The sequence below is a fragment of the Bacteroides zoogleoformans genome (assembly GCF_002998435.1).
GTDB lineage: Bacteria > Bacteroidota > Bacteroidia > Bacteroidales > Bacteroidaceae > Bacteroides > Bacteroides zoogleoformans.
Window position 1 is genome coordinate 719772 of the sequence record NZ_CP027231.1, and the last position, 13479, is coordinate 733250.

Genomic DNA, 13479 nt, shown 5'->3' on the forward strand with positions numbered 1-13479 from the left:
GGACTTTAAAGGGGCAATCATATTATGGCCAAGATGGGCAATCCTGTTTGGCCAAAAGGGTCAAAGTAGAGTGGCTTTTCCAACGGCCGCCGTTCTTCTCGTTCAGCTCCACCACGAGGCACTTGCCGTCGGGTATGGTGAACTTCGCCATCGTGAAGACCGTGCGTTCGCTTTTTTTGCCCGGCACGAGCGTGGCGTAGTTCTGCGCGCGGAGCGGCAGGATGATACGCTCCTGCACGGCGGTACGCTTCGCCACCTTCTTGTCCACGATTTTCCATGTGATGTAGTCCACATCGAAAGGCACGTTGCTCTGGTTCTTGATTTCCGTGTGGAAATACAGAAGCCCGTTGTGCGTGTAGATGCCTTTCAGAAGGTACTGGATGCCGAAACGCTTGCAGCCGATATGCTTCACCTCACGTTTGTTCTGCTTGTGGATGGACTTCATGATAAGGCGCACCAGCATCGGACTTTCGCTGCCTAATTCTTTCAGGTAGATTTCCTGCGCGTTGTTCGGACGGTTCACCGCCTCGCCGTCATGGATGAAGTCGCACATCTCCACGTTGAGCAGCAGCGGTTCGGCGGCGTATTTCACGTTGAAGGTGTAGAAACTCCCGTCCTCCGTGATGACGGACATGTTGGTTTCGTTCGGGAAATTCCTCACGGTAGCCTTCACACGGATGACGTTCTCCGCTCCGTCGGCTTTGCCCGCAATCAGGTCGGGCGAGCCTAAATCGACATAGCGCACCTCCGCCGGGAAGATGACATGCACGGTCTTGTCGTAGGTCACTTCCAAGCCGTGCGGGGGAACCATGCGGTCAAAGCCCAGCTTTCTCGTCAGACCGTGATACAGGTCGCCGTCCGCCTCCTTCTGCGGATAGACCTCTTTTGTCAAGGTCAGTTCTTCACTTCCGTTGGTCGTTTCAACGGTTACGTTTTCCTGCGCGTTGGCAGTTGCGATGCCCATAGCGAGGGCAAACATCATGATTACTTTTCTCATTTTACTTTGAATTTAGTGGGTTGTTGTTATTGATTGGATTTCTTATGATTATACATCAGTTCTTCTCCTGATAGAGCATGACCCTGTACCCGGCTTTCAGATGCACTTTGACGGTGCGCATCTTCTTGGCAATGTACTGGCTCGTGCCTTGTATCAGCCCCTTGCCCAAGTCGGAGGCGAGCTGCGCCCCGGCATTGGTGGAGATGTTGATGCTACTGCCGAGCGAACCGCCCATGTTGGCGGCAACCTCCCTGACGGCGTTCATCTCCATCGAGTTGGGGATGAATATGCCGGGCTGCCCGTCCGTGTCATAGACCTCCAACTCCACCGGGATAACCGTACCGTCGTGTTCCAGCGAGGTGATTTCGATGCCGAGCCGTTCACCCTGAATCTTGGCTGCGCCGACCACCACCGCATTACGGGGGATGATCCGGTCTGCTACCGCCATCGGCTCCAACAGCCGCAACCTGACCGCCTGCCCGTCCGTCACGCTCTGCGCCCCATAGACGCATGCCGGTATGGTGTTCCTGTCCGGTACGGTTGTAACGCCCACCGCCGTGTTGAAACTGCGGTTGCGTTCCTGCGAGAAGGAAGCGACAAATTCGGCATTGCTCATGGGCTGTCCGAGCGAGGACACCACCTGATGCGTCACTTGCCTGACGGGTTTTGCCGTGTTCTTTCCGGTTTTCTGCACGGGGGACGGCTCTGCGGTCTGTCCCGCTGCCGCCTGCGTGCCGTTCTGACCGCCCATGTACTTCGCCGCCAGTTCGTAGGATTTTTCCATGAGTGCCACCTGCTCGTCCATCGTGGAGCTTCTCTCTTTTCCGCTTTCCAGTTCGGATTCGAGGGTGGCGATGCGTTCCAGCAGCTCGTCCATCTCCGCATTGTCGTTCTTCGGCTGCTCGTAGAAGTTGCCGAGCGTGGCATTGAGGTCACGGTAGGCGGCTGCCGAGGACTGGATGGTCTTCGGTGCTGGCTTCACCGCCTCTTCCGTTCCGCCGGGATTGGCAAGGTCGAAGTCGCTGTCCCCATCCGCTTCCACCGTTTCGCGGTCGAACAGGTCGCCCAACTGCTGCATGGCGCGGCTGCGGTTCTCCTGCCGTTCCTCCATTGCCCCCTGCTCGTAGGCTTTCGCCTTGTCACCGATAATCCGGCGGTTCTCCTTGTCCGCATCGGGCATCTCGATGTTGTAGCCGCTTGTTCCCGGCTCCTGCTCCTTGCCGGAGGACGGGGCGAATATCAGCCACATAGCCCCGATGAATACCAGCACCATAGCGGGAAGCACTATCATTTTCTGGCGTTTCAGCCGTTGGGCTTCGGTCAGCGGCTTGCGCTCCTTTTTCGGCTTGTCGTTGCCGGGAGCCGCCTTGTTTTCGTTCTTGGGTTCATTCTTCGTCTGTTCCATATAAATAAGGTATTACATTGTGATTGTTATCCGGCTTCACGGACAGTTCCACCTGTCCGGCATGGTCTATCTCCATCCGGCTGCCGTCATTCCTGCCGATGTCATAGACGGCTTTACCGAAGGTGTAGAGGGCAAGTGCGGCGAATGCGATGAGCATCGCCAGCACGATGCGCCTGCGTGTCTTCGGCGGCAAGCCGTCCAGATACCCTTTGAGCCGTTCCACCAGCATTTTCTTTTTGTCGTGGAGTTTCCAGTACGCACTCCACAGTGATTTCTTGATTTTCTTCATGTCCGTTTACCTTTTGATGGTTTGTAAATCTTTGTTCTCGATGATGGTGAATCCCTCGATGGTGAACCCGTTGGGGTTGTCGTCCGAACGGGACGAGTTCAAGAGGCGGCACGTGGTCACGAGGCTGCGCTCTGTGACGTTGCTCTGCCGGATGATTTTCTGCGTGGCGTAGGTCACGGTGCGGTAGGGATAGCCGTTGAAGTCGCACACCACGCTGTCCACCTTCAGCACTTGGTTGATGTTACCGGCGATGATGCGGTTGTAGTACCCCTTCTCGGCGAAGTCCGAATAGTAGTTGTACACGCTCTTGTCTGCCAGCAGCAACGCACGCTTCACGTTGTGTTCTATCGCGCTCTTTTCGGGCGAGAGCGTGAAGAACAGCTCGTGGAAGCGGCGCACATGCTCCCTCGCTTCCGCCGGACGGTTCTGCGAGAGGTCCTGCGAGAGTGCCAGCATCAGCGACTTGCCGTTGTCCAGCACATAGATCTTTTCCCGCTGCCGCTCCGCGAAGCGGTAGGAACTCCACACGCTCCATACCGTTATCACTGCGCACAGCGAGAGGAAGACGATACCGAACAGGCGTATCTGCCTGAACGATGATTCGATGTTTTTGAGTGACTTGAATTCCATTTTACTTTTTCCGTTTATAATTCCACATTGATTATTTCAGCAGTTTCCCGGCACGTCCGACCATGTTGCCTGCGGTAGCACCCGCCACGCTTCCCGCCATGCCTCCGGCGCGTCCCGCCATCTGGTTCACGTTGCGCCCGTAGCCGCCCATGCCCCCGGCTTGGATGATCCAGCCCGCCACCGTCGGAATGGTGAAGTAGCCGATGATGCCGATTATCATGAACACGATATACACCCCGTCGCTGGAATCCAGCGAGAAGTTGGGGTCGGTCTGCATGCGCTCGATGTCGCTCTGGAGCATCAACACCTGAATCTTGGCGAGTATGGTGCTGAATATGTCCGACACGGGCAGCCACAGATAGACCTGAATGTAGCGGCATATCCACTGCGTGAGCGTGCTTTGGAAGCCGTCCCACACCGATATGGCGAAGGCTATCGGACCGAGTATCGCCAGCACCACGAGGAAGAAGGTGCGGATGGTGTCTATCACGAGGGCGGCGGCTTGGAACATCAGTTCCAGTATCTCGCGGAAGAAGTCGCGGATGCCCTTCTTCATCTTGTACATCCCCCGGTCGATATACATCCCCGCCATCGTCACCATGTCGGAGGGCGACCAGCCCAATTCCTCCAGTTGCTTGTCAAACTCCTCGTTGGACACGAGGTAGGCGGTTTCGGGGTTGCGCACCATCGCCTCGTATTCCAGCCTGTCCTTCTGCTCCCGGTACTTGTTCATGTCCAAAGTCTGCGTTTCGAGCAGTTTCGCCGTACCCTGCACGACGGGCGAGAGGACGCTGTTTATCGTGCCAAGCACCACCGTAGGGAAGAACATGATGCACAGACCGACGGCAAAGGGACGGAGCATCGGGAAGACGTCTATCGGTTCGGCTCTCGCCAACGACTGCCATACCCGGTAGGCGACATAGAAGAGCGCGCCCAGCCCGGCGATGCCTTTCGCCACGCCCGCCATGTCGGCGCACAGCGGCATCATCTGCTCGTAGAGCGAGCGGAGAATCTGGTGAAGGTTGTCGAACTCCATAGGCTACCAGTATCTTTCGTTCATGCTCCCGTACAGCCCCATGATGCGGTCAAGGTCGTTTTTCTTCTTCGCACGCAGGTAGCTCACGCTGATATTCTTGTTGGTGTAGTAGCTCACGAGGTTGCGGTAACGCTTCATCTTGGAGTGGCAGCGTTCCACCACGTCCATGCGCTCCTTGTCCGTCATGGAGAGCGTGGTGATGTTCACCACGTTCTTCAACTCCGTAAGCACGTCATTGGATTCCTCCAGCAGCTTCGTGTACCCGAAGGCGATGGCTCCGAGTTCCTCCACCGTGAAGTTGTCGTCGCGCAGCATCTTCTGGAAGCTGGTCACGTAGATGTCCGTGATGTCGCCTACCATCAGTATGGTCTGCTGCACCTTGCGGGCGTCCTTGACCAGATTGTTCACGGATTTGAGGGCGTCGTAATACTTCTTGCCCTGCTCGTAGATTTTCACCGTTTCCTGAAAGTTATTCACCATGTTCGTGGCGGTCTTCGAGGTGTGGATGATGTTCTTCGAGGCATTGATGATGCCCTGCGCCAGATTGCCCGGATCGCTCACGACCCATTGGGCGGAAGCCCTGCCCGCGAGAAGCAGGCACAGGCAGATGACGAATGTTATTCTTGTTCTCATGTTTCTTTGGATTTTAGCGGTTCTTATTTTCCTGCCGGAGTTTCCGGCTGCGGCTTCACACGCACGTAGTCCCCGTTCGGTGAGAAGGTCAGCACGTCGGTGGCTTCGTTATACGCCACGTCGATGCGGAAGCCGGTGTTCATGAACAGGTTGCCGTTCTCCTCCTGCAAGAGGTAGGTTTCCGGTTTCAGCCTGCGGCGGATGCCGCTCCGTTTGAATACCGTCACCTTGTAGGCTTCGCCCTCCTTGTAGATAAGCACGTCGGGCTTGCCCTCCACGCTTTCCCAATTCCCGCACAGCAGGTCGCGGCGGTTCTCCGCCACGTCGCAGGATTGCAGCACCATGACCGCCAATCCGATCAGACACTTGCTGACTTGCAGCATCTTCATTCTTGATATGCTCATACGCTTTTCTTTTTTCGTTGATAAATCTGTTTTACCGATTATTGATTACTTACTGCTTGTTTCTCCGTCTTTCGGCAAGCTGTCGGATGGCGGCTTCGATGTCGCCGCCCAATTGCTCCGCCAGACGGTACACCTCCACCTTTTCCGTTTCCTCGGTGGTGTACGCCAGATACTCTTCCGCGCTCACCTCGGTGGCATAGACCGCCGACTGCGTGCCGCCCAAGCCTATCCACACCTCCTTGTAGAGCCGTGAGGGGTTGTTCGCCATGTTGATGGAGAGTATCTGCGACTTCTCCTTCTCCGTCAGTCCGAGCAACGCCTGAATCTGGTCGAACTTGTTCATGTACTTGCGCTGGTCAAGCAGGATTTTACAGTCCGAGTTGTTGATGATGCTCTCCTTGACGACGGGCGAGGAAATGATGTCGTCCACCTCCTGCGTCACCACGATTGCCTCACCGAAGTATTTGCGCACCGTCTTGTACATATAGCGCAGGTAATCAGCCATGTTCGCCGACGAGAGAGCCTTCCAAGCCTCTTCCACGATAAGCTGCTTTCTCACACCTTTCAGACGCCGCATCTTGTTGATGAAGGCTTCCATGATGATGATGGTCACTACCGGGAACAGTTCGCGGTTGTCCTTGATGGAATCGATCTCGAAGACGATGAACCGTTTGCCCAGCAGGTCGATGTTCTCCGCCGAGTTGAGCAGGAAGTCGTAGCGTCCGCCCCGGTAATACTGCCGCATGGTGGTGAGCATGTTGTCGATGTTGAAGTCCTCCTTCTCCACCTTGATGTCGCGTTCCGCCAGTTCCCTGCGGTAGTCGTCGCGCATGTACTCGTAGAAGGTGTTGAACGAGGGGACGATGCTCCGGTCAGCCCTGATGCGCTCGATGTAGGCACTCACGGCACTGCCCAATTCCCCGCTTTCGGTTTTCGTCACCTTGTCGTCCTCCGACTTCCAGAGCGTCAGCAGCAGCGTCTTTATGCTGTCCTTTTTCTCCACGTCGAACACGTAGTCGTCGGTATAGAACGGGTTGAAGCTGATGGGCTTCTCCTCCGTGTAGGTAAAATACACGCCGTCCGTGCCGCCCGTCTTGCGCCGTATCATCTCGCATAGCCCTTGATAGGAGTTTCCCGTGTCCACCAATACCACATGCGCGCCCTGCTCGTAGTATTGCCGCACGAGGTGGTTCATGAAGAACGACTTGCCACTGCCCGAAGGACCTAATACGAACTTGTTACGGTTCGTGGTGATGCCCCGCTTCATCGGCAGGTCACTGATGTCGAGGTGCAGCGGTTTTCCCGTGAGCCTGTCCACCATCTTGATGCCGAAGGGCGAGAGCGAGCTGCGGTAGTTGGTTTCCTCCGTGAAGAGGCACACCGCCTGTTCGATGAAGGTGTGGAAACTCTCTTCCGCCGGAAAGTCCGCCGCGTTGCCGGGCATAGCCGCCCAATAAAGTGTCGGGCAGTCGATGGTGTTGTGGCGCGGCACGCACTCCATGCTTGCCAGCTGGCTGCCCACGTCGTTCTTTATGTGCTTCAGCTCTTCCGCGTCGTCGCTCCACGCCATGACGTTGAAGTGCGCCCGCACCGAGGTCAGCCCGTAGGAGTGCGCCTCGTTCAGGTAGCGGTCTATCCACTCGCGGTTGATGCTGTTGCTCCGGCTGTATCGGGATAACGACTGCATATTCCTTGCGGACTTCTCGAATTTTTGAAGGTTCTCCTCGCTGTTGTCGATAATCACGTACTGGTTGTAAATGTGGTTGCAGGAGAGCAGCAGCCCCACCGGGGAGGCGAAGGAGAGGCGGCAGTCCGAGCGGTCGGTGGAGAGTTTCTCATACCGTGTGTCGGTAGCCACCGTGCCGGGAAGGTCTTCCGCGTCGGACAGGGTGTGCAGGCACAGGCGATTGTCGCCGATGCGCATCTCCCGTGCCGAGAGGTCTATGTCCTGTAACGTGGCGTCGCCTTCGGGCATGAGCGAGAAGTAACGCTCTATCAGTCCGGCTTTGCCGTCTGTCCCCACGATCTCGTCGGTGGAGAGGCGGCGCAGCCTGACAAAGCCGCTGTCGTTGATGATGCGCTCGAACTGTTCCGCAGCCTCCATGAACTTCGCGGCTGTTTCCTTGTCCAGTTCCTTCGGGATGATATGCCCCCGGCACAGCGTGCTGAAATTGCTCTGCATCCGGTTACGCTCCTTCGTCGTCTTGGTCAGGTAGAGGTAGCACGTGTGCTTCAGGTACGGTCGCTCGTTGAAGTGCCGCTCGAAAGAGCGGCTCAAAAAACTCATGTCGTCCTTGTGAAGTTCCGGCGTGTACTTCTCCTTGATGAACCAGTCCTGCTTGTGGACGACGGAGAAGTCCGGCAGCACCTTGATCGCCTTGCACCAGCAGCCGTGTATAGCCTCGTACTCCGCACCCGTCACGGTATAAAGCTCCGGCAGTTCCACCTCGAAAGCCACCGTGATGTCGGCGTCTTTGGAGATGATGCAACCTTGCTCCACCGCCAATAGCGGGAACTTGTTTTCCAGTGTTGTCATTTTGGATGTATTCCTCATGTCGTTTCTTCCTTTCGTTTCCGTTTGAATAATCGGGTGATCCGCCGCCGGTTGATAAGGTATCGGGGATGGCTCCTTGTTGCCCCTAATTTCATCAGTCCGTGTTCGCCGTACCGGGCGTTCAGCGCGAAGGTCTGCCATACGAGGATGGAAGACGATGCCACGCCGAAGCCGATACATACCCACTGGTCGATGCCGACCATGTAGAGGATGACGAACAGGACGAAGAGAGCCAGCAGACCTCCGCAGAAGATGAAGAGGTACTGAGCCTTCAAACCCTTGAACTCTACCGGACGGCCGATACCCTTGTTTATCGGGTATTCAGCCATACATTGTTTATTAAAGGAAGAATGAGCGCAGGATGGTGGCGGCGACAATCAGGAAGATGCACGCCCCGAACCACGAGGCGGCAGTCTTGGATGTGTCGGGATCGCCGGACGAGAATTTCCCATACACTTTCACGCCCCCGATAAGCCCGACTACCGCGCCGATGGCGTAGATGAGTTTCGTGCCGGGGTCGAAGTACGAACTCACCATAGAGGTGGCTTCGTTGATGCCCGCGATGCCGTTTCCCTGCGCGAAGGCGGAGGCGGTTGCGGCAACCAGAAGTGCCGCAGAGAGGATAAGTTTCTGTCTGTTGTTCTTGTTCATAAACTGTTCTTGTTTTGTGCCGTCCAAAGGGTGGATGGTCCTTTGTCGGGCGGTTGATACTCGATTACTTTACTTTGGTTTAGTGGGTTGCCCGTTTGTTTCTACGGACTTGGGTGTGTCCGTTGCGAATTGGCTGTACCTTGTACCGCCGTGCGCGTGGGTGATGCCGTCTTACGTTTTCATTCTCATTCTTTTTTAGTCGTTATACATAGTTGCGGATGTCGAAGTTCTCAATACTGTCCGGGACGACAAAATCCTTTTTCGGTTTATTCTTCTTCAGCCGGATTTCGATAAGTCCCTTGATGCGGATGCTCATTTCAGACGAGCCGGTCATCAGCTTCTCGTACAGCTCCGTCCCTTCCATGTCGGTGAAGACCTTTGCCGCCCGCTCCCGTTCCGTCGTTGTCGCTTCCGGGTTCTTGGCGGTTCTGACCGCATCGTCTATCTCGTCGAAACTGCTTCCCGATGCCCTCGGCGCGTCGGGCGTTTCTTCCTCCGGCTCGTCCTCCCCGAACTCCAGTTCCGAAGGCGTGAGGCTCGTGAAGGTTTCGTCGAGTTTATCCTCCGGGACTTGTGCGGGACGGGACACGGTTTCCGTGTTTCCGTCGTCAAAAGTAGTCTCTTCCTCCGTCAGCTCAATGCCTTTTTCCGAAGTGGCGGCTTCTTGCGTCGGTATGGCAGCGGTTGTCCGGGGCGATGCCATCCTGAAACGGCTCTTGCCGATGATGTCCGGGGTGTCTGCGGGCGGTGTGTCCCTTACCGTTTCGGGCTTTGCCGCCGTGCCGCCCAACGACCGCCACACTCCGGCTATGCTTCTTAGGAAGCGGACAAGTCTGGTTTCCATGATCCTGTCATAAAGGAGCAGGAACAGGAACCACAGGTTGCAGCCGACCGATACGGTCAGCAGAATATCAGTCATGCTTATTGTTTCACTCATGCACGTTCTCTTTTTGAGGGTTAAAATACTGCGTCGTAATTCTGGGCGTAAAGGCTCTTTATCGCCTCCTCGCACTGGTTGAAGTGGTGCGTAAGCACATGGTCGATGTAGGCGGACAGCGACAATTTGTCATGCCCGATCACACGGGTGATGCGCATGATGCGGTCGTGGTACTCCGGACGCACATACGCCATCTTTCCCTCGCGTGCCTTCACTTCGGCTTCACGGATGAACAGCCGTTCATAGTCCTTTTCACCGCATTTGCCGCCTAACGGCACGGGGGATAGGATTTCCACACTCGCCTGCACTTGGGCAAGCATACCGCCGCCGTCATGCTGCGGACTTCTGTTTTTCTGGTTCTTTTCCATATTCAAATCAAGTCTTCACGTTGTTTCTTGTACAGTTCGTTTATTTTCTCCTTGTGCTGTTCCAGATGTTGGCGCAGCACGGTGTCCACGTAGCCGCCTACCGAGATTTCACGCCCGGCGATGTCGTTCACGATTTTGAGAATCTTGCTGTGGACATCGCGGCTGATATAGACGCACTGGCGCGTCTTTATCTCGTTGCGGCGGAGGAACAGCCCGGAATAGTCGTCCTCCTGCCGTTTGCGGCGGACAGTGTCCCTCTGCGGTTTTTCCTTTGCCGTGTATTGCGCGGGCGGCGGTTCCGTTTCAGGGACGCTTTTTTCTTCGGGAGCAGGCGCGGGCGGCTCCTGCGCGTGGTACAGGGTCCCGTCCTGCCTGCGTCTGCCGATGGAGGCTATCAACAGTTCCTCGTCAATGCCTTCGGTGTTCACTTTCCTGCTGCCCATGATTATTGAGGTCTGATGATACGGCTTATCTCTTCCGAGAACTCACGGATGCCGCTCCCTTTCAGCAGGGACGCATCCATCGGGAAGATGGTCGAGCGGAACACGCTCTTGCGCTCTTCCGAGAGGTCGCGCCGGAACTTCTTGCTGTCGGGCAGGCGGGTGGACAGCACCGGCAGCCCCATCTCGGCGATCACATCCTCATACAGGTCGTAAAGCCCGTTCTTCTCCCTGCCGTCCACCATCGTCCAGAACAGGTACAGCCCTTTTGTTTTCGCCTGTCCCGTCGTCATGAGGTTGTCACGGAACATCACAGCGAATTGCAGGGTGCTTTCCACGACAAAACGGTCGGCACTCATGGGCGCGAAGATGTAGTCCATCTGCGAGAGGGTCTTGACCACGCCGTTGCTTTTCAGGGTTCCCGGCATGTCGAAAAACACGATGTCGGGTTTCACCTCTTCTTCGGCAAGCATCCTTTCGGCATCATCGAGGGCGTTAAGGGCGTCGCTTGCGATGACCGGGTAGGCGTTCTTCCTTATCTTGCGGAAGTGGTCACACGCGAGTGCCTTGAAATAGAGGCTCCCGCCGATAAGTCCCGTTTCACGTTCACGCAACCCGTGTATGCTGTGCTGCGGGGTGTCGCAGTCTATGACTGCGACATTGTGTCCTTTCACGTTGTGGAGGTAGTTGGCGGCAAGTGCCGTGACGGTGGATTTGCCGATACCCCCTTTCTGTGTTGCGAATGCAACGAATGTTTCATTACTCATGGTTCTGTTGGTTTTAATGGTTGATGAATTGTTTTCCTGCTCCGATACGGAATCGGTGACATGTATATCCGCGTCCGCGAATCTCTGACTGTCCGGTTCGTCACGTATCCGCTTCAACGGTGGGGCAGGGATTCGGATAACTGATGAATGACGACATTGCGTCATGAAGTCATTGAATCCGTGAATCACCGCGTCATTGTAAAACCGGGTATCCGAAGGTTCGGGTATCCGGTCAGGCAAATAGCCGCCGAAGCGGTTTGCCGGGTATTTGAAAGCCTCATTTTTCATATCTTCAAATCGTTCGTTTCTTGAATCATGCTGCAAATAAACAAGGATATTTTTGAACCTGTATCACTTCCCCGACAAGTGGCGGCATGTTGCGCCGGTTGGCACTGATTGTCCGGGTCAAGCCTCTGTCCGATACCGCTTTAAGGGCGTAACTTTGCACCCGAACGGCAGGGTTCGCCGCAGGTGGCGCAGCCCGGAGTTTGAAAGGCATTCCCCCAATCCGGCCCCGACGGATTTTTATGTTCGCCTGAACATAGCAAGATGTCTTTTCAGCCGCTCAAAACGTTTTGAGCAGCCACGAAAAGCACTTGCCCTTGCAGGGGGCGGGCTTCCTCTCCGAAGTCGGGAAGCTTTTCAAACCTGCGGTGTCTGTGACCCCAAGCGGCGGCTTATGCCGTCCATCCGCTAAATCCAAAGTTTATATGAAAGAGAAAAGAAACAAGACCGGGAGAAATCCCAAACTTGATCCGGCGGTATTCCGCTACACCGTCCGTTTCAACGAGGAGGAACACAACCGTTTCCTCGCCATGTTCGAGAAGTCGGGCGTTTACGCCAAGTCGGTTTTCATCAAGGCGCACTTCTTCGGGCAGCCGTTCAGGGTGCTGAAAGTGGACAGGACGCTGGTGGATTACTACACCAGACTGTCCGATTTCCATGCGCAGTTCCGCGCGGTAGGCACGAACTACAACCAAGTCGTGAAGGAACTCAGGCTGCATTTTTCCGAGAAAAAGGCAATGGCGTTGCTCTACAAGCTGGAGCAACAGACCGTCGAACTCGTGAAACTGAGCCGTCAGATTGTGGAACTTTCAAGGGAAATGGAGGCGAAATGGTCGCAAAAATCAGTGTAGGAAAGTCGCTGTACGGCGCACTTGCCTACAACGGGGAAAAGATCAACGAGGCGAAAGGGCGTCTGCTCACCACCAACCGCATCTACAATGACGGCACGGGGACGGTGGACATACGCAAGGCGATGGAGGGTTTTCTCGCCTGTATGCCGGAGCATACGAGGGTGGAGAAACCGGTACTCCATATCTCGCTCAACCCGCATCCCGACGATGTGCTGACCGATACGGAATTGCAGGACATCGCACGCGAGTATCTGGAAAAACTCGGCTACGGGGACCAGCCGTATCTTATTGTAAAGCACGAGGACATAGACCGCCACCACCTGCACATCGTGACAATCAATGTGGACGAGAAAGGCAGGCGGCTCAATCAGGATTTCCTTTTCCGCCGCAGCGACCGCATCCGGCGGGAACTGGAACAAAAGTACGGGCTGCACCCGGCGGAACGTAAGAATCAACGGATAGAGAACCCTCTGCGAAAGGTGGACGCTTCGGCGGGCGACGTGAAAAGGCAGGTCGGGAATACCGTCAAGGCTCTGAGTGGACAGTACCGTTTCCAGACGATGGGCGAATATCGCGCCCTCCTTTCCTTATATAATATGACGGTGGAGGAAGCGCGGGGAAACGTGTGCGGGCGTGAGTATCACGGGCTGGTCTATTCCGTCACCGATGATGCCGGGAACAAGACGGGCAACCCGTTCAAGTCCTCGCTTTTCGGGAAGTCCGCAGGCTATGAAGCCGTGCAGAAGAAGTTTGCCCGTTCCAAGCAGGAGATTAAGGACCGGAAACTCGCCGACATGACAAAACGCACCGTCCTTTCCGTGCTTGAAGGCACGTATGACAAGGAGAAGTTCGTTTCGCGGCTCAGGGAGAAGGGTATCGACACCGTGCTGCGCTACACGGAGGAAGGGCGCATCTACGGAGCCACGTTTATCGACCATCGCACGGGCTGCGTGCTGAACGGCTCGCGCATGGGCAAGGAACTTTCCGCCAACGCTTTGCAGGAACACTTCACGCTGCCTTATGCCGGACAGCCACCGATTCCGCTTTCCGTTCCGGTGGAAACAGTAGAGGATATGCGCGAACAGACAGCATCCGACCACGAGAACACGGCGGGAGGTATCGGTCTGCTCACTCCCGAAGGTCCGGCTGTGGATGCCGAGGAGGAAGCCTTTATCCGGGCGATGCAGCGCAAGAAGAAAAAGAAAAGGCGCAAGGGTTTGGGAATGTAATCG

General features: G+C 55.8%; 16 protein-coding genes. 2 read left to right on the forward strand and 14 right to left on the reverse strand.

Going from position 1 to position 13479, the window contains the following annotated elements; all coding sequences use genetic code 11:
• Positions 1–22 precede the first annotated feature (22 nt).
• The 14 genes from traN to C4H11_RS03170 all read right to left on the reverse strand — a co-directional run bounded on the left by traN (position 23) and on the right by C4H11_RS03170 (position 11399).
• Positions 23–997, reverse strand: a complete 975-nt coding sequence (gene traN, locus C4H11_RS03105) for a conjugative transposon protein TraN (protein ID WP_106040439.1) — start codon at positions 995–997, stop codon at positions 23–25.
• A 55-nt stretch (positions 998–1052) separates the two neighbouring features.
• Positions 1053–2402 (reverse strand): conjugative transposon protein TraM, encoded by a 1350-nt coding sequence (gene traM, locus C4H11_RS03110; RefSeq protein WP_007366504.1) that lies wholly within the window; start codon positions 2400–2402, stop codon positions 1053–1055.
• Complete coding sequence (locus C4H11_RS03115; protein ID WP_007366505.1) at positions 2383–2691, reverse strand: TraL conjugative transposon family protein; 309 nt, start codon at positions 2689–2691, stop codon at positions 2383–2385. The genes traM and C4H11_RS03115 overlap by 20 nt, the downstream gene beginning before the upstream one ends.
• Positions 2692–2697: 6 nt before the next feature.
• A complete protein-coding gene (traK, locus tag C4H11_RS03120) occupies positions 2698–3321 on the reverse strand; it encodes a conjugative transposon protein TraK (protein WP_007366506.1) in 624 nt (207 codons plus the stop codon).
• 31 nt (positions 3322–3352) lie between these two features.
• On the reverse strand, positions 3353–4357 hold the full coding sequence (gene traJ, locus C4H11_RS03125) for a conjugative transposon protein TraJ (protein ID WP_007366507.1): 1005 nt from the start codon (positions 4355–4357) through the stop codon (positions 3353–3355).
• Between the two features lie 3 nt (positions 4358–4360).
• Entirely contained in the window at positions 4361–4990 is a 630-nt protein-coding gene (locus C4H11_RS03130) for a DUF4141 domain-containing protein (RefSeq protein ID WP_007366508.1), read from the reverse strand.
• A gap of 23 nt (positions 4991–5013) precedes the next feature.
• Positions 5014–5394, reverse strand: coding sequence for a DUF3876 domain-containing protein (locus C4H11_RS03135; protein WP_007366509.1), 381 nt, complete (start codon positions 5392–5394; stop codon positions 5014–5016).
• A 49-nt stretch (positions 5395–5443) separates the two neighbouring features.
• On the reverse strand, positions 5444–7948 hold the full coding sequence (locus tag C4H11_RS03140) for a TraG family conjugative transposon ATPase (protein WP_005850488.1): 2505 nt from the start codon (positions 7946–7948) through the stop codon (positions 5444–5446).
• Complete coding sequence (locus C4H11_RS03145) at positions 7945–8277, reverse strand: DUF4133 domain-containing protein (RefSeq protein ID WP_007366512.1); 333 nt, start codon at positions 8275–8277, stop codon at positions 7945–7947. The genes C4H11_RS03140 and C4H11_RS03145 overlap by 4 nt, the downstream gene beginning before the upstream one ends.
• Before the next feature lie 10 nt (positions 8278–8287).
• A complete protein-coding gene (locus C4H11_RS03150; protein WP_009016663.1) occupies positions 8288–8599 on the reverse strand; it encodes a DUF4134 domain-containing protein in 312 nt (103 codons plus the stop codon).
• A gap of 202 nt (positions 8600–8801) precedes the next feature.
• Entirely contained in the window at positions 8802–9536 is a 735-nt protein-coding gene (locus C4H11_RS03155) for a hypothetical protein (protein ID WP_007366514.1), read from the reverse strand.
• 20 nt (positions 9537–9556) lie between these two features.
• Positions 9557–9904 (reverse strand): DUF3408 domain-containing protein, encoded by a 348-nt coding sequence (locus tag C4H11_RS03160; protein ID WP_028899187.1) that lies wholly within the window; start codon positions 9902–9904, stop codon positions 9557–9559.
• A gap of 2 nt (positions 9905–9906) precedes the next feature.
• A complete protein-coding gene (locus C4H11_RS03165; protein ID WP_007366516.1) occupies positions 9907–10347 on the reverse strand; it encodes a DUF3408 domain-containing protein in 441 nt (146 codons plus the stop codon).
• A 2-nt stretch (positions 10348–10349) separates the two neighbouring features.
• Positions 10350–11399 carry a ParA family protein gene (locus C4H11_RS03170; protein WP_007366517.1) on the reverse strand — a complete coding sequence of 350 codons (1050 nt, stop codon included), beginning with the start codon at positions 11397–11399 and terminating at the stop codon, positions 10350–10352.
• 422 nt (positions 11400–11821) lie between these two features.
• Between C4H11_RS03170 and mobA the strand changes: the two genes are divergently transcribed.
• The gene (mobA, locus tag C4H11_RS03180; RefSeq protein WP_005944180.1) at positions 11822–12247 is read left to right on the forward strand and encodes a conjugal transfer protein MobA; all 426 of its coding nucleotides are present in this window, start codon (positions 11822–11824) and stop codon (positions 12245–12247) included.
• Positions 12226–13476, forward strand: a complete 1251-nt coding sequence (gene mobB, locus C4H11_RS03185; RefSeq protein ID WP_007366518.1) for a conjugal transfer protein MobB — start codon at positions 12226–12228, stop codon at positions 13474–13476. Before mobA ends, mobB begins: the two co-directional genes overlap by 22 nt.
• Positions 13477–13479 lie beyond the last annotated feature (3 nt).